This is a genomic window from uncultured Altererythrobacter sp. (assembly GCF_913057185.1).
Taxonomy (GTDB): domain Bacteria; phylum Pseudomonadota; class Alphaproteobacteria; order Sphingomonadales; family Sphingomonadaceae; genus Erythrobacter; species Erythrobacter rubellus.
Map to the genome: position 1 here is coordinate 1,111,097 of NZ_CAJXNK010000001.1, position 19,289 is coordinate 1,130,385.

Consider the following 19,289-nt stretch of genomic DNA (forward strand, 5'->3'; position numbering starts at 1 on the left):
GGGCCTTTTCGATTCAGGGGCTTGAGCGCTGGATTCGCGCTGCAAGACACAATCAGCTATCCTGATTTGGGTCACCTGAATGATTCTGGGGGAGGGAATCATGGGCAGATTGCTGTTGATGTTGGTTTCACTGACATTTTATACCGCCGCCGTTGCGGCTCTACTTTTTCTGATCGGCTGGGTCGGCGCGTTCGATTTCATGCCGCTAACAGTCGACAAGGGACGCGAAGGTCCATTGGCTACTGCTCTGTTGGTCAATGTCGGCCTGATTGCACTTTTTGGCGTTCAACACACCGTAATGGCTCGCCCCACTTTCAAGGAAGCGTGGACAAAGGTAATTCCTGCGCCGGTCGAGCGCAGCTTTTACCTGCTTGCTACTGTTTTGGTATTGGGCGCACTATTTCATTACTGGCACCCGATCGAAGGAACCATCTGGTCGATCCAGAACGAAGCAGCGCGCACGGCAATCTGGGCTGTGTTCTGGCTTGGTTGGGCGATCCTGCTGCTGTCGACTTTCCTGCTCAATCATTTCGAATTGTTCGGATTGCAGCAGGCTTGGCACAATCTCACGGGAAAGAATGCATCGCCGCCGCAGATGCGTACGCCGCTGTTCTACAAGCTGGTGCGTCACCCTCTTTACACCGGCTTCTTCCTGGGGCTTTGGGCGACGCCTGACATGACATACAGTCATGCCTTCATGGCCGCCGGGTTCACGATCTACATCGTGATCGGGATTGCCTATGAGGAGCGAGATTTGCTGGATGTCTTTGGCCAGGAATATGCCGAGTATCGCAAGCGGGTCGGTGCGTTCCTGCCGGGGATCGGCAAAGTCCCCTAAACCGGTTTTCCTGATTTGAACCTTTGCAACTGGGCGGCGTGCGCTCTGTGCGCGCCGCCTTTGCTGCTCGTCATTTCCTTGAGCATTTTAGCGCTCGCCTGCGGCGTCAGCTCGATATCGAGTTCGCGATAGATGCGCGCAATCTCGCTTTCCCAATCGGCACCCAGCTCATCGAAATGGACATGCGCGACTGTGCCATTGAAATCTGCAAGCGCTGCCTGGACGCGCGAATGGCGCAGCTCCAGCTTGCGACGCCATTCGGCTTCGATCCACTCAAGGTCTACTTCGTCCGACTGGATCGCCATCTGATTGGCTACTACTGACATCGAACTGTGCAAGACATCCTCGTCATGACGGTTCGCCACCACCAACCGGGCATTGGGGAATTGTGCAAGCAGAGCCGGCAGTTCTTCGGCGATCTGTGGAACCTTCAACACGCGGGGCTTGTCGGCATTGCCGTGATGCGCGGCGTCGATGCGCAAAATTCTGGCAAATTCGCGATAAAGCGGTGAAGGGTCGCATTCTTCGCAAAAACGCGTGAAGCTCGGCACATGCCATTGCGTGTCATAGGTACTGTGACCAAATGCGCTTGCAAGCCAGCCGAGTTCCTCTTCAGCGCGCCGTGAACCCATCGGGTGGAGCGCATCAATCCAAGGGTCGAGCTTTCGCGCTATCGCGAGCATCATCGCGCCCGATAGCGGACGCATATCAGGCCTTCGTGGCACCGGGTTCCAGCTGTCGCAAAACCGCGTGGCGCTGTGTGCCGGGTCAGCCGCCAGCAAGCGGTGAATACGCGTTGTCCCGCTGCGCATTTGGCCAATCACTATGATCGGCGGCGCCAGTTCAGTTTTCAGCAATTCAGGCTTGTTCGACCAAAGTTGCCCCAGACCCAGCCGCTGTTTGATTACCCGTACGATCTGACCATGCGCCATGGTTTTGCCAAGCGCATTGAGTTTGGATTCAGCAGATACGGCGCTGCACAAAGCAATCAACCGTTCGCGAAAATCGATCACGTCCTCTTGGCTTCGTCCGCCATGTTCAGCAGCGATTCTGGTGCCCTTGGCGGCGCGGCGCCACAGATCATTGGGATCAATAGAAGGTGGGGCCACACCTTTAGCCCATCCTAATTCCAGCGCGGCGCAGGCTTTGTCGACCAAGGGCGTCCGCGCCAATGGGTGCGGGCGCTCTGGAGGCAGCACACCCACGCTCAGGCGGTGACCTGGGCTGCCCGGGCTACATAGCTTGCCAGTGCGCGGGGGTAGAGCTGATACTCAGCCAGCTTGACCCGCTCGGCGAGCGTGTCAGGCGTGTCTTCGGGCAGAATGGTGACTTTTACCTGCTCAAGGATTGCGCCTGAATCGAGTTCCGGCGTCACCAGATGAACGGTCGCGCCGCCATGCCTGTCGCCAGCCTCAATCGCACGTGCATGCGTGTTTAGCCCTTTGTATTTGGGCAGCAGCGAAGGGTGGATATTGATTATCTTGCCCGTCCAGCGCGAGACAAACTCTTCGGACAGGATGCGCATGTATCCGGCCAGAACGATATAGTCCGCGTCCGCATCCTGCGCCGCGCGCTCCATCACCGCGTCGTGATCGGCGCGCTCCAAGCCTTTGTGCGAATGGGCAAAGGTCGCAATGCCTTCGGCTCTAGCCAACGAAAGCCCGTCTGCGCCTGGCCGGTTACTGGCGACTAGAACGACTTCATAGGGGCAATCTGGCAGCCTGCTGGCGTAAAGCAGCGCGGCCATATTAGTGCCGCTGCCGGAAATAAAAATGGCGACCTTTGCCTTAGGCAAGGTGCTTTGCTTCCCAGTCGGTCGTGGCCGACCATGTCCCTTGGCTGCCCTTGACGGTGCAGCCCCGATCGCCCGCTTCGATTGTGCCGATGGTGAAGGCATTCTCGCCTGCATCTGCCAGCCGGGTAAGGACAGCATCCTGATGATCCGGCGCAACCGCAAGCACCATTCCGGTGCCGCCATTGAAGGTACGCGCCATTTCCGCCGGTTCGATATTCCCCTGCGCTTGCAGGAAGGCCATCAGCCGGGGCTGCTCCCAGCTATCGGCATCGACCATCGCATGCGCGCCTTCGGGCAGAACGCGCGGGATGTTTTCAAGCAATCCGCCGCCGGTGATATGCGCCATTCCGTCGATCAACCCTTCGCGAACCAGCGGCAGCAGCGATGTGACATAGATTCGCGTTGGCTCGATCAGCGTATCAATCAGCAGTCGATCTGAATCGAACAGGGCAGGGCGATCCAGTTTCCATCCCTTGTCGGCAGCAAGACGCCGCACCAGCGAATACCCGTTCGAATGCACGCCCGAGGAAGCAAGCCCGATCAACATATGGCCCGGCGCAACTTTCTCTCCGGTCAGCTGTTCGCCGCGTTCAACCGCGCCAACACAGAATCCAGCCAGATCATAATCACCTGCGGCATACATGCCGGGCATCTCAGCAGTTTCCCCGCCAATCAACGCGCATCCCGCTTGTTTGCAGCCTTCGGCGATGCCCGCAATCACGCGTTCCGCAACCCCATTTTCCAGCTTGCCGGTGGCAAAATAGTCCAGGAAGAACAGCGGTTCTGCGCCTTGCACGATCAGATCGTTGACGCACATGGCGACCAGATCGATCCCGACTGTGTCATGCCGGTCGTGATCGATCGCCAGCTTCAGCTTGGTGCCGACGCCATCGTTGCCCGCAACCAGTAGAGGGTCTTTATAGCCAGCCGCCTTGGGGTCGAAAAAGCCGCCAAATCCGCCGATTTCGCCATCCGCACCAGGGCGCATTGTCGCTTTCACCAGGGAACCGATCGCCTTGACCAAGCGGTTGCCGGCATCAATCGAGACGCCTGCGTCTTCGTAAGTATAGCTTTCGGGCGGTGTGTTATTGGCCATAATGTCCACCTCTTTAGCCTTTCGAGCTTGGAATTCCACTCGCCTTTGGGCAAAAGGCATCAGCTTTTCCCCTATGACTGTATCATCTGCCTTCATGCGCCTTACGCAACCGCTTCCAAGCCGCACAATTGTGGTTGCGATTCTCGGCGTAATCGCGCTTGTCGCGGGCCTTGCTGCGCTGACAGCACAGGTCACCGGGGATCGCGGAATTGCGCCGGTCGCGTCGAGCAGTGACATCGATGTGACAGGAATTGAGGTCGACGTGCGCGGTGACACCGCTGAAGAGGCGCGCGCAGCCGGCTGGCGCAAGGCTCAGCGCGATGCTTGGGCGAAGATTGGTGGGCCGAACCTACCGGATTCGCAGATTGACGGTATGGTCTCGGCCATCGTGATCGAGCGGGAACTCATCGGGCCGCGCCGCTACCGTGCCAGCCTCGGCGTTATTTTTGATCGCAATCGCGCAGGCCAGTACCTTGGCGGTGGTTCACGTGGTCGGTCGTCTGCACCGATGCTCTTGCTGCCGGTGACTGCGAGTGCGGGCACCTACACCATGTATGAAGTTCGCAATCCGTGGCAGCGGGCCTGGGCGGAATTCAATCCGGGCACCAGCCGCATCAACTATGTTCGCCCTGCTGGCGCCGGTGGAGACTTGCTGCTGCTCAACCATGGGCAGAGCATGCGCCGCAGCCGAACCTGGTGGCGCGTGATCCTCGATCAATTTGCAGCCGCCGATGTGCTCGTGCCGGTCGCGCGGCTTGAGTATTCTTACCCGGGCGGGCCCGTAGAGGGGACGTTCACTGCGCGCTACGGCCCGGATAACCGCTATCTCGACAGTTTTACCATGGACGCGGTATCGCCGGCGGAACTGCCCGAAATGCTATCTGAAGCAGTGTCACGTATGGACAGCATTTTCGAAGCAGCTTTGGCCGCAGGTGTATTGCGGCCAGACCCGACTTTGAACATCAGTACGACGGCTGAGATGGATCCCGCTTTGGCACGGCTGATCGAAATCGGGCGAGCGATCCAAAGCCGAGAAGCGGCCATTACAGCCGGAGAGCTGGATCCGACAGCTCCCGCAGTCGCGCCGAACGCGACCGAACCCGCAATCGTCAGTTCCTATGTCGTCCAATTTGGCAGCCCCGATGCGGCCTCGATCGACGCGACATTGGCTGCGGTGCGCAGTGTGCCCGGCGTTCGCGGAGCGGCAACAACCAGCCTCGCGTTTGGCGGCACTTCGGTCATGCGTGTCAGCTTTGGCGGATCGCTTGATGCATTGGCGCAGGGCCTGCGAGAGCGCGGCTATAATGTGACGCAAGGCGCAGACGCGCTCGCAATCAGTCGATAGGTTCGAAAGAGCCCCACCATGCCGTCACAGATTGCGCTTCCATTATCACTTTCCGGTTCAGGCGACCCTTCTCGCATAGTGATTGGGAACGCCAATAAGGCGGCCTATGAAGCGCTATTGAAGCCCGAGCGCTGGCCCTTCAACACGGCGGTCCTCACCGGACCTGAACGTTCCGGAAAAAGCCTGTTCGGCAAATGGGCGCTGGGGCAGGGCATAGCGGTAGTCGATGGTGCTGACGCCTGGGATGAAGCGGAACTTTTCCACCGTTGGAACCGCGCGCAGGAATCGGGTGAGCCGCTTCTATTGATTTCAAATCGCCAGCCGTGGGACATCACATTGCCCGATTTGAAATCCCGCCTGAGTGGTTCGTTGCAGCTTGAGATTGGTGTGCCGGATGACGATATGGCGGCGCATCTGATCGAAGCGATCGCTGTTCAGCGCGGGCTTGCACTGGCTGATGGAGCTGTCGATTATCTGGTTCCACGGGCGGAGCGCAGCTTCGCGGGAATTGAGCGACTCGTGGTTGCAATTGATCGTTTGAGCCTTGAACGCAAAGCCCCTGCCACCATGTCGCTGTGGCGGGACGCATTAGAAGGCACACGGGGCCCGGAGCAGGCACGCTTGCTTTAAAGGCTGTTTGGTGGGAGTATTTGAATATGTTCGACCAGCTCAAAGGCTATCTGGACTCAGTCAAGGCGCGCGATCCGTCACCGCGTTCGCGTTGGGAAATCCTTTTTTATCCAGGTGTTTGGGCGCTGGGGCTCCACCGCGTCGCGCATTGGTTGTACGAAGCCAAGCTTTATTTTCTAGCGCGGTTCGTGAACCATTTTTCGCGATTTCTGACAGCAATCGATATTCACCCCGGGGCGGAAATCGGGAAGAATTTCTTTATCGATCACGGTTTCACGGTGGTTGGAGAAACAGCGCAAATCGGTGACAATGTCACGATCTACCAGAATGTGACATTAGGTGGGACAAACCCGACCAACGGCGTGGGGGGCAAGCGCCATCCCACCATCGGGGACAATGTCATCATCGGTTCGGGCGCGCAAATCATCGGTCCGATCACCTTGGGTGAGCGTGCACGCGTCGGTGCAAATGCAGTTGTTGTGGAAGATGTCCCTGCGGGAGCAACCATGGTGGGGTTCAAGGCACGCTCGACCCTGATCCCGGCCGAGGAATGGATGCGCGAGTTTGTTCCTTATGGCATTACGCCGGAATGCGAAGATGCTGAAGGCAATCGCATCGATTGCATCGAAAAGCTGGAAGTTGAATTGAAAGTCCTGAAAGCAGAGATCGAAGCATTGAAGGCCGAACACGAGCTCAATGTGCCCCCACAACGCAGCGGGACTGACGATTGATGAATTCTCGTATGCGTTCGGGGATGGCTGGATCAGTCGTCGCGTTTCCCGGACGTGCTCCAAACCAGATTGCATTTGACCGCGAAGAATTACAACGCATTCTCGATCTCTATGGCCGAATGGTCGCGGCCGGTGAATGGCGTGACTATGCGATGGATTTCACCAAGGACGTAGCGGTGTTTGCGGCCTTTCGGCGCACAGCCGAGCAACCTCAAACACGGATCGAGAAACGCCCTGCCTTGCGCGGCAAACAAGGCATGTGGGCGCTGTTTGGCGAACAAGGCCAGGTATTAAAGCGCGGGCACGAGCTGGCCGGCGTGCTGGCGCCGATCGAACGGCGGCTGGTGAGGGCAATCGATATCTAAGCCTTAAGGAAAAAGGGCCCGCGCCTAGGCACGAGCCCTTTCCGGTCCAACTCGAAGTTATCGAGTATTACGTTGCCGCTGCTGTTATCGGCAGACGGGCCTGAAGATCCTGCGGCAGAGGCTGGACAACGGCCCAGCGGATCGGAGTCCAGAACGCCGACAGTGTGAGCAGGGCAGAGCCGATTACCAGCGCAGTCAGCGCAACATTCAGCTCTACAGCGAGAATTATCCGCGTGCGCTGGACGGTGCGGCGTCTGCGCCAAGCACTTTCTGCATCGCTTTCAGGATATTACCGCTCTGTTCGCTGCCCGATTGCGGGGCAGTGAGGTTCGAGAATTCGCTGATCTTGTCCCAGTTCGCGGCAAAGCCTTCGACTGTGCGGTCTTCTTCCTTGAGCCAAACCGCATCATTCATAACGGTCCAGCTGCTGTGATAGCCGCCTGCGCCCGCGCCAACGATTGCGTTGGTGGGCGAATCTTCGCTGACCAGGAACAGCGCAGCAGGAACAACGTTGACCGGATCGAATAGCTTGAATGCTTCTTCCGGGAAAAGGTCTTCCGTCATGCGTGTACCCGCAACCGGCGACAGCGTGTTCACGCGAATGTTGTACTTCGCGCCTTCAAGCTGAAGCGTCTTGGTGAGGCCAGCCAGACCCAGTTTCGCTGCGCCATAGTTAGCCTGGCCAAAGTTGCCGAACAGGCCGGTCGACGATGCTGTCATCAAGATACGGCCATAGGCTTGCTCACGGAAGGTTTCCCAGCATGCCTTGGTGACGAACGCTGAGCCGGTCAGGTGTACCTTCAACACAAACTCAAAATCTTCCGGGCTCATCTTTGCGAAGGTCTTATCGCGAAGCACACCGGCATTGTTGATCAAGACATGCACGCCGCCCCATTTCTGTTTGGCGTCGGCGACCATCTTTTCCATCTGTTCGTATTCAGTGACAGAACCGCCGTTCGACATGGCTTCGCCGCCCATGGCCTCGATTTCCTCGACCACTTTCAGCGCCATGTCCGAATGGCCTGTGCCATCCCGCGAACCGCCAAGGTCATTCACCACGACCTTCGCACCGCGACGTGCCAGTTCCAGCGCATACTCACGGCCCAGACCGCCGCCAGCGCCGGTTACAATGGCTACTTTGTCCTTGAAGTTGATGCTCATGGGGGATCCTCTCCTGCTTATCCGGCCGCCTCAGGCCTTCCGTTTACGTAATATGCGGCCTGCGTGGCACTTTCTTTGCTGCGTTGCAACAGGCGGTTGCAGCGAGGCTGTATTCCGTAGCGGCAATCGTGCGTCTCAGAGCGCTTCCAGAGCCGGAATCAGCGCTTTGAGCGAATCAATAACCGCATCCGCGCCCAGATCCTGTGCCGGCAGATCGCAATAGCCGTAGGCTGCAGCGACAACCGGTACACCCGCTCCTTGCGCGGCTTTTACATCATAGGTCGAGTCGCCGACAAATACGAAACGTTGCGCTTCGCATCTTTTCCGGGCTTCAATCACCGGATCAGGTGCAGGTTTGGCGAGAAACTTGCCATCCTCACCGCGCCCCATCGAATCCCCGCCAATGATCCCTACGAAGTGGTGAGCCAGACCAAGCTCTGTCAGCACCTTGGTCGCAAACTCTTCAAACTTGTTGGTCACCACCGCCATTTTGACACCGCGCATCGTGAGTTCATCAAGCACGCTTTCGGCATGTGGGTATGGAGCTGTATAGACCGCGTTGTGCTCCGCATAATATCGCAGCATCTCCTTATAGAGCGCGCGGAAATCGTCTTCGGGCATACCGCCCTGTCCCTCGACCGCCTTTGCCAGCATGATCTTTGCCCCACCGCCGATCAGGTCTTTCGAACTGTCCACGGGCACGGGTTTCATGCCGCCTAGCTTGAGCGCATGGTTCACCGCTGCGCCCAAATCACGAAATGTGTCGAGCAAGGTCCCGTCGAGATCGAACCCGACACCATCAAAGGGAAAATCAGTCATGCACCGCGCCGTGGAGGATGGTTCTTCAAACCGCAAGCGTTTGGTGCCATATCGCTCATATGAGTGATTTAGCTGCGATCGTTCTTGCTGCGGGCAAGGGCACACGAATGAAGAGCGACCTGCACAAGGTGCTGCACCCGATTGCTGGACGGGCGATGCTTGACCATCTGCTTGCATCGCTGGACGAGCTGGCACCGAAACAGACCGTCGTCGTGGTCGGCGACAAGGCAGATCAGATTGCGCGGGCGGTTGGAGGTCGGGCTGAAACCGTCCCGCAGGAGCCACAACTGGGCACAGGCCATGCTGTGCAGAATGCGCAGGATACGCTCACCGGCTTTAGCGGTGATGTGCTGGTGCTTTACGGAGATGTCCCATTCGTTCGCGCAGAAACAATGCGCTCGATGCTGGAGCGTCTGCATGGCGCAGATGAGCCCGCTTGTGTGGTTTTGGGCTTCGAGCCCGCCGATCCAGGGCATTATGGCCGCGTCATTGCCAACAATGCTGGCAGCATATCCAAAATGATCGAATTCAAGGATGCTAGCGAGGAAGAGCGTGCCTGCAGTCTGTGTAACTCTGGCCTACTCGCCGCCAGGAGCGAAGATCTGTTCGCGCTGCTCGCGCGGGTCAGCAATGACAATGCGCAGAGTGAATACTACCTGCCTGATATCGTCAATATCGCGATCGGAGACGGCCGGGCTTGCGCGGTGGTGGTATGCGATGATCCGAGCGAAGTAACCGGGATCAACAGCCGCGGCGAATTGGCTGCTGCCGAAGCTGCGTGGCAAGCTGCGCGCCGTGAAGCCGCGCTGGCCGATGGCGCAACGCTGGTCGCGCCCGAAACCGTCTTCTTCAGCCATGACACCCGGCTGGGCCGCGACGTTATGGTTGAGCCTAATGTCGTATTCGGTCCGGGCGTTACGGTCGCCGATGGGGCATGGATCAAGAGCTTCAGCCATATCGAAGGCGCGAATATAGGTACGCGCGCGCAAGTCGGCCCCTTTGCTCGGCTGCGCCCGGGGGCAGTGCTGGAAGAGAATGCCTTTGTCGGCAATTTCGTGGAGATGAAGAAAGCGACGCTCGGCCCCGGGGCAAAGGCCAGCCACCTCACCTATCTGGGTGATGCAACAGTGGGCGAAAACGCCAATATCGGTGCGGGCACCATTACCTGTAATTACGACGGCTATTTCAAATACAAGACCGAGATTGGCCCGCGCGCCTTCATTGGATCGAACAGTTCGCTTATCGCGCCGGTAAAGATCGGTGCGGATGCCATTGTGGCTGCGGGCAGCGCGGTCAGCCGTGACGTTGGCGACGGGGACCTGCGCATGGTGCGTGGAGAGCAGATCGTGAAGCCCGGCTGGGCGGACCGGTTTCACGACGCGATGAAGAAGAAGAAAGCGGCGAAGAAAGATTGAGGCGCGTGTGAGCGAAGCCGCTTGCCTCACCTGCTGGTTGTGCGAACGTCCGTTCGAAACGCTTATGCAGTGGCACCACACGGTTCCGAAGGCGAAGAAGGGCCGCGAAACTGTGGCTATCCATCCGATCTGCCACAAGGCGATCCACGCGAACTTTACCAATGCCGAACTTGCAAGAATGGGCGCAGATCAGGGGGCGATCCGCGCCCATCCGGAGATTGCCAAATTCGTGAATTGGGTCAGCTCCAAGCCGCCTGACTTTCACGCACCGACCAGGAAATAGTGCGTTCGATCAGGCGGCTAGCGTGACGATACGGGTTGCGACCCTTGGTAGCTGCGACCCTGTCGGACTAAACCTCAGGCTTCTTCCAACTCTCCGCCTCTGGCCAGCTCGCGATTGCGCAGCTCCAGCGGTTGTTTTGGAGTGACCTTCTGTGCGTGGCGGGCATCCACCTGCTGTTCCCACTGGCGGAACTCGCGTGACTCAGCAGATAGCGCCACCGCGCTTCGTCGAAGCTTATCAGCTTCTCTCGTACGGCTTGCACAACCTCTTCCTTGCGCGCTTTGGACCAGTGAATATCGTGATTCCGAGGCAGACCGGCACGCTTGATTGCGTCAGTCACATTCTCATTTGGGGCGTATACCATCGACTTTCTCCAACAAAACCATAACCCCCGCGGAAACAAATCGTGGATTTTCTGAGTTAATTCGGACTTTCGAAAGATGGTTCTTTTTGAGTTAAACACTCGATCGGTGCTGCTTATGCGACGAACCGCGCAAGGTTATCCGGGTTAGCTGACGGGTCAGTGCAAAGATGGAACCAATACGCTTCTCATTCGCTTGAAATCTCAAGACGAAGGGGATTCGTATGGCATTCGGGAAAGTGTTCTTGGCATTGGCTGGAGCTGCAGCCGCGGGGCTCGTCTTTGCGCCCGCCCACGCTCAGGAGGATGAGGAGCAGCCAGCGTATCAAGCGCTGGTTGAAGAGGATCGATTTGAGGTTCGTCAGTATGAGCCTATGCTGGTCGCTGAAGTCACCCATCGCGGCGAACGGGGCAGAGCGCTGAATGCGGGTTTCCGCCGCCTTGCCGCTTACATTTTCGCTCAAGAACGGCCTCGCCGCGACCAGGGCGATGATCAGAGCGAAGCTATCGCCATGACTTCTCCGGTTATCGTCGATCAAACCGAAGAGATCGCGATGACATCACCTGTGATGCAGGATCCCGGCCAAGAGGGGGCATGGCGCACGCGGTTCGTGATGCCCCGCAAATACACCTTGGAGACACTGCCAGAAGCGGCAGAGGACATCACGTTGTCCGAAGTTCCTGCGCGCAGGATGGCTGTGGTTCGGTTTGCCGGCGCCTCGAGCAGCCGCAATTTGGAACGGGCCGAGGTCATTCTGCGCGAATGGATGAATGAGAAGGATATCGAAGCGATCGGCGCGCCTGAATATGCCTTTTATGACAGCCCGATGGTGCCGCCCCAATATCGTCGTAACGAGGTGCTGATTCCGGTTGCCGAGTAACCCCCAAATGAAAAGGGCGACCCGAACAGGCCGCCCTTATGCATTTGTTTTTCAGTAACTTACTCGCCGTCACCACTGTCCATCAGCTGTTGCATGAGATAGACATATTGCAGCGCCTGTAGCTTCGCGCGTTGTTCATTATCGACGCCGCCCGAGTGCCCGCCAGTCATGTCTTCGAAGTAGAAGTAAGGCTGGCCCAATTCCTTCAGCTTGGCTGCACCCTTGCGCGCGTGCGCAGGATGGGTGCGGTCATCTGCCGTCGATGCCCATAGGAACGGAGTGGGGTAGTCCACGCCTTCGACGATCTTCTGATAGGGAGAGTAACCCCCGATCCATGCGCGTTGCTCTGGAATGCGTGGATCGCCATATTCGCCGATCCACGAGGCGCCGCGCCCGATCAGGTGATAGCGCAGCATATCGAACAATGGGATCTGCACGATTGCGCCGCCGAACAGGTCAGGGCGCTGTGTGAAGGCGGTTCCGACCAGCAATCCGCCTTGGCTGCCTCCCTGAATGCCGAGGTGCTGAGGCGAGGTGAAGCCCTTGTCGACCAGATCCTGACCGACAGCGATAAAGTCATCCCATGTGCGTTGCTTGTTCTCGCGGATCGCGGTCTGGTGCCAGCCGGGGCCGAATTCACCGCCCCCGCGCAGGTTTGCCAGCACATAGGCCCCGCCATTTTCAAGCCACAGCTTGCCTGTCGTGCCAAGGTAGCCGGGCAGGCGCGGAACCTGGAAGCCTCCATAACCGGTCATCAGCGTTGCTGTGATGCCGTCCATCTCCATACCTTCTGGCTTGACGATGAAATAAGGAATCTTGGTCCCGTCAGCGCTCGTGGCCTCGTGCTGCTCGACTTCCATACCCGCCTTGTCAAATCGGCTGGGTGACTGCTTGAGCGCCAGTGGAGTGCCGCCGTCCGAATAATACAGCGTGGTAGGATTGAGGAAATCCGTAACCGTGAACATGATCTGGTCGGTTTCAGAAGACGATGCCGCAATGCCTACGGTTGCATTGTCTGGCAGATCAACCTGCTTGCTGACCCACGCGCCATCTTCGAAATCGAATTGGACGACCTTGCCAACGACATTGTCGAGCATGCCCACGAATAGCGAATTGCCCGTGATAGCGCCGCCGCGTTTCGTCTGGCGTTCAGCGGGAGCCCATACCAGCGTTTTCTTCGCGCCGTTTGGATCGGCTTTCCATTCTTCCAGATCGACCGCGATCAAGCTGTCCGCCGGGAAGGTTTGGCCATCAACCTCCCAATCGACATCGGTCGAATAGAGAATGTGGCCGTCCACAATGCCGTAGGGCGATGTTTTGAGTGGAATATCAAGGCGTAGCCACTCGCCATCTTTCTCGACGTAGTATTCGACCTCATGGAAGCTGACTGATCTATACGCGATCCGGGCATGCACCGTCGCGTCATTGTCGCGAAGCAGATAGGCGCCCGAAGATACATCGGTCTTCTCTCCGCGGAAGATTTCCGGCGCATCCTCAATTGATGCGCCACGTGTCCAGATGCGGGTTGTGTAGGGATATTCGCTCTCGGTCTGCAGTTCTTCGCTGAAGTTGCGTGTGACGAGCATGGTGTCTTCATCGACCCATTGGATGCCGCCCTGGCTCTTTTGATCCAGCACAAATCCATCTTCGACAAACTCCTTCGACGAGGTGTCAAATTCGCGCAGTATAGTCGCGTCTTCGCCACCATCCGAAAGTGCAATCATGCATCTGTTGAGTGCCGGGGGCAGGCAGGATGAGCCTTTGTAGACCCATTCCATGCCTTCAGCCGTTGCGAGGGCATCAACGTCAAGGATGATCTCCCATTCGGGATCATCGGTTTGATAGCTTTCCAGAGTTGTCCGGCGAAGTAGACCCTTCGGGTTTTCCTTGTCCTGCCAGAAATTGTAGAGGCCATCCGGGCGGAAGGAGACGAAAGGAATGCGGTCCTCGCTATCGAGGATTTCCAAAGCATCGTTCTTAAGCTGTTCGAAGCGCGGATCGGCTTCCATATGCGCCAAGGTGCGTTCGTTCTCTGCCCGTACCCAGGCAAGCGCCTCTTCGCTGCGGGCTTCTTCCAGCCAGATATAGGGATCCTGTTCAGGGCCAGGCACACCGTCTTCGGCGGCTTCAGCCTCATGCTCGTGGTGGCCGTGGCCATCTGCAAATGCCGGGGATGTGGTCATGGCAAGTGCACCTGCCAGGGCAATTGTCGAAACAATTTTCAAATATCCTCTCCTTTGGGGGAATTCCGTCGATAGTTATGTGGCGGTTGCAACGTCGAATGTGAAGGAGATTCCAACGAAAAAGGGCGACCAATTGGCCGCCCTTTCCAATTTCATCTGTGTCGAGGAGGGTTATTCTTCGATCTTTTCTGCCAACACTGTCAGCCCTTTTTCGCCCACTTCGGCGAAACCGCCGCGCACTTCGATCAACTCAGGTTCTACGCCTTCCTTGGCGTAAACCTGAACCGCACCGTCGCGGATGGTCGACATGAAAGGCGCATGGCCTTCCAGTACACCGAATTCACCTTCGGTGCCGGGGACGACGACCATATGGACGTCTTCCGAGCGGACCAGCTTGGCCGGAGTAACGAGTTCAAAGTGCAGTGCCATTGTCTTTTCCTTGGCCCGGCTTAGGCTTCCTCAGCCATTTTCTTAGCTTTTTCGACCGCCATATCGATGCCGCCAACCATGTAGAAGGCCGCTTCAGGCAGGTGGTCATATTCGCCATCAACAACAGCCTTGAACGATTTGATCGTATCTTCGAGCTGTACGAACAGACCCGGAATGTTGGTGAAGACTTCGGCCACGTGGAACGGCTGAGACAGGAAGCGCTGGATCTTGCGCGCGCGCGCAACGGTCAGCTTATCTTCTTCCGAAAGCTCGTCCATGCCGAGAATGGCGATGATGTCTTGCAGCGATTTGTACTTCTGCAGCGTTTCCTGAACGCGGCGAGCAGTCTCGTAGTGCTCGGTGCCGACAACGCGCGGCTCAAGAACGCGGCTGGTTGAGTCCAGCGGGTCAACCGCCGGATAAATGCCGAGTTCGGAGATCGCACGCGACAGCGTGGTGGTCGCATCCAAGTGCGCAAACGAAGTTGCTGGCGCAGGGTCGGTCAAGTCATCGGCAGGAACGTAAATTGCCTGAACCGAGGTAATCGAGCCCTTGGTTGTCGAAGTAATACGCTCTTGCAGGTTACCCATGTCAGTCGACAGGGTCGGCTGATAGCCCACAGCCGACGGGATACGGCCGAGAAGTGCGGACACTTCTGAACCAGCCTGCGTAAAGCGGAAGATGTTGTCGACGAAGAACAGAACGTCCTGGCCTTCCTCATCGCGGAAGTATTCCGCCATGGTCAGACCCGAAAGAGCAACACGTGCGCGCGCACCAGGAGGTTCGTTCATCTGGCCGAACACCAGCGCCACTTTAGAGCCTTCGCTGATGGCTTCGCCAGCATCATTCTTGGCAATAACGCCTGCGTCGAGGAACTCGTGATAAAGGTCGTTACCTTCGCGGGTACGCTCACCCACGCCAGCAAACACGGACACGCCGCCGTGACCCTTTGCGATGTTGTTGATCAGCTCTTGAATCAGAACTGTCTTGCCCACGCCGGCACCGCCGAACAGGCCGATCTTGCCGCCCTTTGCATAAGGAGCGAGAAGGTCGATAACCTTGATGCCGGTCACGAGGATGGCGGCCTCTGTTGACTGGTCGACGAACAGTGGTGCTTCAGCGTGAATTGGCGAGGTCTTTTCAGCGCCAATCGGGCCGCGCTCGTCAATCGGCTCGCCCACCACATTCATGATGCGGCCGAGTGTTTTCGGGCCAACCGGCACAGAAATCTGCGCGCCAGTGCTGGATACATCCTGACCGCGAGTAAGACCTTCGGTCGAGTCCATCGCGATTGTGCGAACGGTGTTTTCACCCAGGTGCTGGGCAACTTCTAGAACCAGCTTCTTGTCGCCGTTCATCGTCTCCAGCGCGGAGAGAATCGCGGGCAGTTCGCCTTCGAAGGTCACGTCGACAACAGCGCCGATGACCTGGGTAATTCTGCCAGTGGTTGTCTTGTTCATTACAGGTGCGGTGGCCATTTTCTATGTCCTGCCTTGGTCAAATACTTACGCGCCGGTGGCGCAAACTGTTTCAGTGTCGGTCAACACCCACTCGCCATCGCCTGCGGTTAAGGTTGCCTTATTGCGGAGGTATTCGTCTTCACCCAAACCGTACTCGCAAATCACGTCGTCACTGCCCATGCCTGCACGACGGCAGGCAGCGGTGTTAACCGGCTTTGCGTTCGGGCATGACGCCGCGAAAACGGTTGAGAAAATTTCCTGATTTGGAGCTGGAAGTGCGGGTTCAACCGGCGCTTCGACAACTGCTTCTGCTTCTGGCGCAGGTGCGGGTTCTTCACCGCAAGCCGCGAGAGCGAACACGGGGAGAAGCGGGAGGATGATCTTCTTCACTGTTTCGTCCTGTTGTTAAAGCGCTTCCGCGCCAGCGATAATTTCGATCAGTTCAGTGGTAATCGCGGCCTGACGGCTGCGGTTGTACTGAATGGTCAGCTTGTTGATGAGGTCGCCTGCGTTACGCGTGGCGTTGTCCATCGCAGTCATCGAAGCGCCTTGCTCGGATGCTTCACGTTCCAGCAGTGCGCCGAAGATTTGCGTCTTCACGTATCGTGGCAGCAATTCCTCGAGGATTTCCTCTTCGCCTGGCTCATATTCAACAACTGCATCGCCGCCGCTTGCTTCCTCTGGAGAAGGAACCGGGATCAATTGTGCTGTCGTCGGAGTCTGAACCAGCGCAGACTGGAAGGTAGGGGCGACAAGATGGGCAACATCGAACGCGCCATCTTCGAACATCGCGATGAGTTCGTCTGCGACCGCGTCTGCTTCTTCGAATCCTGGCGTCTTCACGTTCGAGGTGTCGAAATGCTTCGCGATCTTGTTCGCATAATCACGCTTGATCGGTGCGCGGCCTTTCTTGCCAACAAGATAGAACTGAACGTCCTTGCCTTCAGCAATCAGCTTCTTCGCCTGAAGCTTGGCTTCCTTGACGATGTTCGAGTTCAATCCGCCGCACAGGCCCTTGTCCGTGTTGACCACGACCAGCAGGTGTTTCTGGTTCGAACCAGTGCCAGCCAGCAGTTTCGGCGCGCTATCGCCGCTAACCTTGGTCGCGAGCGATGCCATCACCGCCGCCAGACGCTCTGCGTATGGGCGTGCAGCTTCGGCAGCTGACTGCGCACGGCGCAATTTCGCCGCTGCGACCATCTGTTTGGCCTTGGTGATCTTCTGAGTCGATTTTACCGACCCGATCCGATCCTTGAGTTCTTTAAGCGAGGCCATGGTGGCTCCCTAGTCAGTCTCTCTCAGGCTTAAGCGAACTGCTTGGCGAAGGCTTCGAGCGCCTTGACCGTGCGGTCCTTCACATCATCTTCGAACTTCGTGCTTTCGCGAATGTCCTTAAGAATGTCTGCGTGCTCGCTGCGGAAGTAAGCCAACATTTGCTCTTCGTAGTCGGTCACGCGATCAACATCGACAGGATCGATGAATCCGTTGGTACCAGCGAAGATCGACACGGTTTGCTCTTCAAACGGCAGCGGGCTGAACTGCGGCTGCTTCAGCAGTTCAGTCAGGCGTGCACCGCGGTTAAGCAGCTTCTGTGTCGACGCATCAAGGTCAGAACCGAACTGCGCAAAAGCCGCCATTTCGCGGTACTGCGCCAGGTCCAGTTTCATTGAACCGGAAACCTTCTTCATAGCCTTTGTCTGGGCGGCGCCGCCAACACGGCTAACCGACAGACCCACGTTAATCGCCGGGCGGATACCCTGGAAGAACAGGTCGGTTTCAAGGAAGATCTGGCCGTCCGTGATCGAGATCACGTTGGTCGGAATGTAGGCCGACACGTCGCCTGCCTGCGTTTCAATGATTGGCAGCGCTGTCAGTGAACCGCCACCATTATCCTTGTTCATCTTCGCTGCGCGCTCAAGCAGGCGGCTGTGGAGATAGAAAACGTCACCTGGATAGGCTTCACGGCCCGGAGGACGACGAAGCAGAAGCGACATCTGACGATAGGCAACAGCCTGCTTCGATAGATCGTCATACACGATCACAGCGTGCATGCCGTTGTCGCGGAAGAATTCGCCCATCGCGCAGCCGGTGTACGGTGCGAGATATTGCAGTGGTGCAGGCTCTGAAGCGGTTGCAGCGACCACGATGGAGTATTCCATCGCGCCGTTTTCTTCGAGCTGCTTCACAATCTGCGCAACAGTCGAACGCTTCTGACCGACAGCTACATAGACGCAATAGAGCTTCTTGCTTTCGTCGTCGCTCTGGTTCGGGCCCTTCTGGTTGATGAAGGTGTCGATTGCGACAGCGGTCTTGCCGGTCTGGCGGTCACCAATGATCAGCTCGCGCTGGCCGCGGCCAACTGGAACAAGTGCGTCGATGGCTTTCAGGCCCGACTGCACCGGCTCGGAAACCGATTCGCGCGGGATGATGCCCGGCGCTTTCACTTCGACACGGCTACGCTCGGTTGTTTCGATCGGGCCCTTGCCGTCAATCGGGTTGCCCAGAGCGTCAACAACGCGGCCCAGCAGAGCCTTGCCAACCGGAACGTCCACGATGGTTTCGGTGCGCTTGACGCTGTCACCTTCTTTGATCTCTGCGTCAGAGCCGAAGATAACTACACCGACGTTGTCTGCTTCAAGGTTCAGAGCCATGCCCTGAACGCCATTGGCGAACTCAACCATCTCACCGGCCTGGACATTGTCGAGGCCGTGGATGCGGGCGATACCGTCGCCCACAGAGAGAACGGAGCCAACTTCGCTGACTTCTGCTTCAGTGCCGAAATTGGCGATCTGGTCTTTGATGACCTTGGAGATTTCTGCGGCGCGGATTTCCATGTCTTTAGTCCTTTAGGCCTTCATTGCCTGCGCTAGGGAATTCAAACGGGTACGAATCGAGCCATCAATGCGCTGCGATCCAATGGTGACGACGAGTCCGCCCAGAAGATCCGGATCGACACTCGGGTTGATTTTGACTGCGCGACCCTGGCGGGCCGTCAACTTGTCGTTCAGAGCTGAGAGCTGCCCATCTGTCAGAGCATGCGCAGTGGTGACTTCTGCAGTCACTTCCCCGCGCTGAGCCGCTGCAATCATCTGGAAAGCGCGGATCATGTTGCCCAGCGCCGACAGCCGGCGATTGCTAGCCAGAACACCAAGAAAATTCTTTGTCAGTCCGCTCACGCCAAGGTGATCGGCAACCGCTGCAATCGCGCTGCCTTGCGCGGCGCGGCTCAATTCAGGGTTGGTTGTGACTGCCTGAAGGTCGCTCGATTCGGAAAGCGCAGCAGACAGTTTTTCAAGGTCCGTCTCAACGGCCGTGACTGTCCCGCTTTCAGAAGCGAGGTCGAACAATGCTGAGGCGTAACGCCCTGCAAGGCTAGCCTGAATACCGGCGGAAATATCCACGCGCTGAAGGTCCTCGATTGGATCTGCGAAAATAACGATGCAACGCTTAAACCGTTCCGGATGCGTTGGAGCACCCCGGCAAAGCTGGCGCGCGCC

The 19,289-nt window shown here is 57.6% G+C and carries 21 protein-coding genes and 1 pseudogene; 8 read left to right on the top strand and 14 right to left on the bottom strand.

Translation table 11 applies throughout. The annotated features are described in order from the left end of the window. Window positions 1-100 precede the first annotated feature (100 nt). Window positions 101-838 (top strand): methanethiol S-methyltransferase, encoded by a 738-nt coding sequence (gene mddA, locus QZ487_RS05540; RefSeq protein ID WP_285976762.1) that lies wholly within the window; start codon window positions 101-103, stop codon window positions 836-838. Here mddA and QZ487_RS05545 read toward each other — a convergent pair. The 3 genes from QZ487_RS05545 to purM form a co-directional block, all read right to left on the bottom strand. Then, entirely contained in the window at window positions 835-1,947 is a 1,113-nt protein-coding gene (locus QZ487_RS05545) for a sulfotransferase (protein WP_296023708.1), read from the bottom strand. The genes mddA and QZ487_RS05545 overlap by 4 nt on opposite strands. A 98-nt stretch (window positions 1,948-2,045) precedes the next feature. After that, window positions 2,046-2,633, bottom strand: a complete 588-nt coding sequence (purN, locus tag QZ487_RS05550) for a phosphoribosylglycinamide formyltransferase (protein ID WP_367114433.1) — start codon at window positions 2,631-2,633, stop codon at window positions 2,046-2,048. Then, a complete protein-coding gene (gene purM / locus QZ487_RS05555; RefSeq protein WP_285976764.1) occupies window positions 2,626-3,729 on the bottom strand; it encodes a phosphoribosylformylglycinamidine cyclo-ligase in 1,104 nt (367 codons plus the stop codon). The genes purN and purM overlap by 8 nt, the downstream gene beginning before the upstream one ends. A 73-nt stretch (window positions 3,730-3,802) precedes the next feature. On the opposite strand from purM, the gene QZ487_RS05560 reads away from it, so the two are divergent. Genes QZ487_RS05560 through QZ487_RS05575 form a run of 4 tightly spaced genes read left to right on the top strand, consistent with a single transcriptional unit; the run spans window position 3,803 to window position 6,800 of the window. Next, window positions 3,803-5,074: a heavy-metal-associated domain-containing protein gene (locus QZ487_RS05560; protein ID WP_296023709.1), complete on the top strand. Its 1,272-nt coding sequence runs from the start codon at window positions 3,803-3,805 to the stop codon at window positions 5,072-5,074. Window positions 5,075-5,092: 18 nt separating this feature from the next. Then, window positions 5,093-5,704 carry a DnaA/Hda family protein gene (locus QZ487_RS05565; RefSeq protein WP_296023711.1) on the top strand — a complete coding sequence of 204 codons (612 nt, stop codon included), beginning with the start codon at window positions 5,093-5,095 and terminating at the stop codon, window positions 5,702-5,704. 26 nt (window positions 5,705-5,730) lie between these two features. Next, window positions 5,731-6,435 (top strand): serine O-acetyltransferase EpsC, encoded by a 705-nt coding sequence (gene epsC, locus QZ487_RS05570; RefSeq protein ID WP_296023712.1) that lies wholly within the window; start codon window positions 5,731-5,733, stop codon window positions 6,433-6,435. Beyond that, complete coding sequence (locus tag QZ487_RS05575) at window positions 6,435-6,800, top strand: DUF2794 domain-containing protein (protein ID WP_296023713.1); 366 nt, start codon at window positions 6,435-6,437, stop codon at window positions 6,798-6,800. The genes epsC and QZ487_RS05575 overlap by 1 nt, the downstream gene beginning before the upstream one ends. Before the next feature lie 225 nt (window positions 6,801-7,025). Here the strand turns inward: QZ487_RS05575 and QZ487_RS05580 are convergent, their stop codons facing one another. Together QZ487_RS05580 and QZ487_RS05585 are read right to left on the bottom strand one after the other, a co-directional pair. Next, window positions 7,026-7,961 carry an SDR family NAD(P)-dependent oxidoreductase gene (locus QZ487_RS05580; RefSeq protein WP_285976769.1) on the bottom strand — a complete coding sequence of 312 codons (936 nt, stop codon included), beginning with the start codon at window positions 7,959-7,961 and terminating at the stop codon, window positions 7,026-7,028. Between the two features lie 135 nt (window positions 7,962-8,096). Then, window positions 8,097-8,780 carry an HAD-IA family hydrolase gene (locus QZ487_RS05585; RefSeq protein ID WP_285976770.1) on the bottom strand — a complete coding sequence of 228 codons (684 nt, stop codon included), beginning with the start codon at window positions 8,778-8,780 and terminating at the stop codon, window positions 8,097-8,099. A 59-nt stretch (window positions 8,781-8,839) separates the two neighbouring features. Here QZ487_RS05585 and glmU point away from each other — a divergent pair, with 59 nt between their 5' ends. Next, complete coding sequence (gene glmU, locus QZ487_RS05590; RefSeq protein ID WP_296023715.1) at window positions 8,840-10,195, top strand: bifunctional UDP-N-acetylglucosamine diphosphorylase/glucosamine-1-phosphate N-acetyltransferase GlmU; 1,356 nt, start codon at window positions 8,840-8,842, stop codon at window positions 10,193-10,195. A gap of 64 nt (window positions 10,196-10,259) precedes the next feature. Then, entirely contained in the window at window positions 10,260-10,478 is a 219-nt protein-coding gene (locus QZ487_RS05595) for a hypothetical protein (protein WP_296024118.1), read from the top strand. 74 nt (window positions 10,479-10,552) lie between these two features. On the opposite strand, the gene QZ487_RS05600 is transcribed toward QZ487_RS05595, so the two are convergent. Continuing rightward, window positions 10,553-10,696 (bottom strand): hypothetical protein, encoded by a 144-nt coding sequence (locus QZ487_RS05600; protein WP_296024129.1) that lies wholly within the window; start codon window positions 10,694-10,696, stop codon window positions 10,553-10,555. Window positions 10,697-10,731: 35 nt separating this feature from the next. Beyond that, a pseudogene (locus QZ487_RS05605) lies at window positions 10,732-10,842 on the bottom strand (hypothetical protein); the annotation flags it as partial. A 221-nt stretch (window positions 10,843-11,063) separates the two neighbouring features. Here QZ487_RS05605 and QZ487_RS05610 point away from each other — a divergent pair. Then, on the top strand, window positions 11,064-11,720 hold the full coding sequence (locus tag QZ487_RS05610; protein WP_296023716.1) for a heme-binding protein: 657 nt from the start codon (window positions 11,064-11,066) through the stop codon (window positions 11,718-11,720). Between the two features lie 59 nt (window positions 11,721-11,779). Here QZ487_RS05610 and QZ487_RS05615 read toward each other — a convergent pair whose 3' ends face one another. From QZ487_RS05615 to QZ487_RS05645, 7 genes are all read right to left on the bottom strand, one after another. Next, a complete protein-coding gene (locus QZ487_RS05615) occupies window positions 11,780-13,903 on the bottom strand; it encodes a prolyl oligopeptidase family serine peptidase (protein ID WP_296023717.1) in 2,124 nt (707 codons plus the stop codon). A gap of 171 nt (window positions 13,904-14,074) precedes the next feature. Further along, window positions 14,075-14,332, bottom strand: a complete 258-nt coding sequence (locus tag QZ487_RS05620) for an ATP synthase F1 subunit epsilon (protein ID WP_296023718.1) — start codon at window positions 14,330-14,332, stop codon at window positions 14,075-14,077. A gap of 20 nt (window positions 14,333-14,352) precedes the next feature. After that, window positions 14,353-15,810, bottom strand: a complete 1,458-nt coding sequence (atpD, locus tag QZ487_RS05625) for a F0F1 ATP synthase subunit beta (protein ID WP_285976776.1) — start codon at window positions 15,808-15,810, stop codon at window positions 14,353-14,355. A gap of 27 nt (window positions 15,811-15,837) precedes the next feature. Beyond that, window positions 15,838-16,182, bottom strand: a complete 345-nt coding sequence (locus QZ487_RS05630; RefSeq protein WP_296023720.1) for a hypothetical protein — start codon at window positions 16,180-16,182, stop codon at window positions 15,838-15,840. Between the two features lie 15 nt (window positions 16,183-16,197). Continuing rightward, window positions 16,198-17,067: a F0F1 ATP synthase subunit gamma gene (locus QZ487_RS05635; protein ID WP_285976778.1), complete on the bottom strand. Its 870-nt coding sequence runs from the start codon at window positions 17,065-17,067 to the stop codon at window positions 16,198-16,200. Between the two features lie 29 nt (window positions 17,068-17,096). After that, entirely contained in the window at window positions 17,097-18,626 is a 1,530-nt protein-coding gene (gene atpA, locus QZ487_RS05640; RefSeq protein ID WP_285976779.1) for a F0F1 ATP synthase subunit alpha, read from the bottom strand. Between the two features lie 12 nt (window positions 18,627-18,638). Beyond that, window positions 18,639-19,193, bottom strand: a complete 555-nt coding sequence (locus tag QZ487_RS05645) for a F0F1 ATP synthase subunit delta (RefSeq protein ID WP_296023722.1) — start codon at window positions 19,191-19,193, stop codon at window positions 18,639-18,641. Window positions 19,194-19,289: the final 96 nt, after the last annotated feature.

What these genes read in the sequence shown, in the direction of transcription:
- mddA (WP_285976762.1), top strand. Translation starts at nt 101, where the DNA reads ATGGGCAGATTGCTGTTGATGTTGGTTTCACTGACATTTTATACCGCC.
- purM (WP_285976764.1), bottom strand. Translation starts at nt 3,729, where the DNA reads ATGGCCAATAACACACCGCCCGAAAGCTATACTTACGAAGACGCAGGC.
- QZ487_RS05560 (WP_296023709.1), top strand. Translation starts at nt 3,803, where the DNA reads ATGACTGTATCATCTGCCTTCATGCGCCTTACGCAACCGCTTCCAAGC.
- QZ487_RS05565 (WP_296023711.1), top strand. Translation starts at nt 5,093, where the DNA reads ATGCCGTCACAGATTGCGCTTCCATTATCACTTTCCGGTTCAGGCGAC.
- epsC (WP_296023712.1), top strand. Translation starts at nt 5,731, where the DNA reads ATGTTCGACCAGCTCAAAGGCTATCTGGACTCAGTCAAGGCGCGCGAT.
- QZ487_RS05575 (WP_296023713.1), top strand. Translation starts at nt 6,435, where the DNA reads ATGAATTCTCGTATGCGTTCGGGGATGGCTGGATCAGTCGTCGCGTTT.
- QZ487_RS05580 (WP_285976769.1), bottom strand. Translation starts at nt 7,961, where the DNA reads ATGAGCATCAACTTCAAGGACAAAGTAGCCATTGTAACCGGCGCTGGC.
- QZ487_RS05585 (WP_285976770.1), bottom strand. Translation starts at nt 8,780, where the DNA reads ATGACTGATTTTCCCTTTGATGGTGTCGGGTTCGATCTCGACGGGACC.
- glmU (WP_296023715.1), top strand. Translation starts at nt 8,840, where the DNA reads ATGAGTGATTTAGCTGCGATCGTTCTTGCTGCGGGCAAGGGCACACGA.
- QZ487_RS05595 (WP_296024118.1), top strand. Translation starts at nt 10,260, where the DNA reads ATGCAGTGGCACCACACGGTTCCGAAGGCGAAGAAGGGCCGCGAAACT.
- QZ487_RS05610 (WP_296023716.1), top strand. Translation starts at nt 11,064, where the DNA reads ATGGCATTCGGGAAAGTGTTCTTGGCATTGGCTGGAGCTGCAGCCGCG.
- QZ487_RS05615 (WP_296023717.1), bottom strand. Translation starts at nt 13,903, where the DNA reads ATGACCACATCCCCGGCATTTGCAGATGGCCACGGCCACCACGAGCAT.
- QZ487_RS05620 (WP_296023718.1), bottom strand. Translation starts at nt 14,332, where the DNA reads ATGGCACTGCACTTTGAACTCGTTACTCCGGCCAAGCTGGTCCGCTCG.
- atpD (WP_285976776.1), bottom strand. Translation starts at nt 15,810, where the DNA reads ATGGCCACCGCACCTGTAATGAACAAGACAACCACTGGCAGAATTACC.
- QZ487_RS05635 (WP_285976778.1), bottom strand. Translation starts at nt 17,067, where the DNA reads ATGGCCTCGCTTAAAGAACTCAAGGATCGGATCGGGTCGGTAAAATCG.
- atpA (WP_285976779.1), bottom strand. Translation starts at nt 18,626, where the DNA reads ATGGAAATCCGCGCCGCAGAAATCTCCAAGGTCATCAAAGACCAGATC.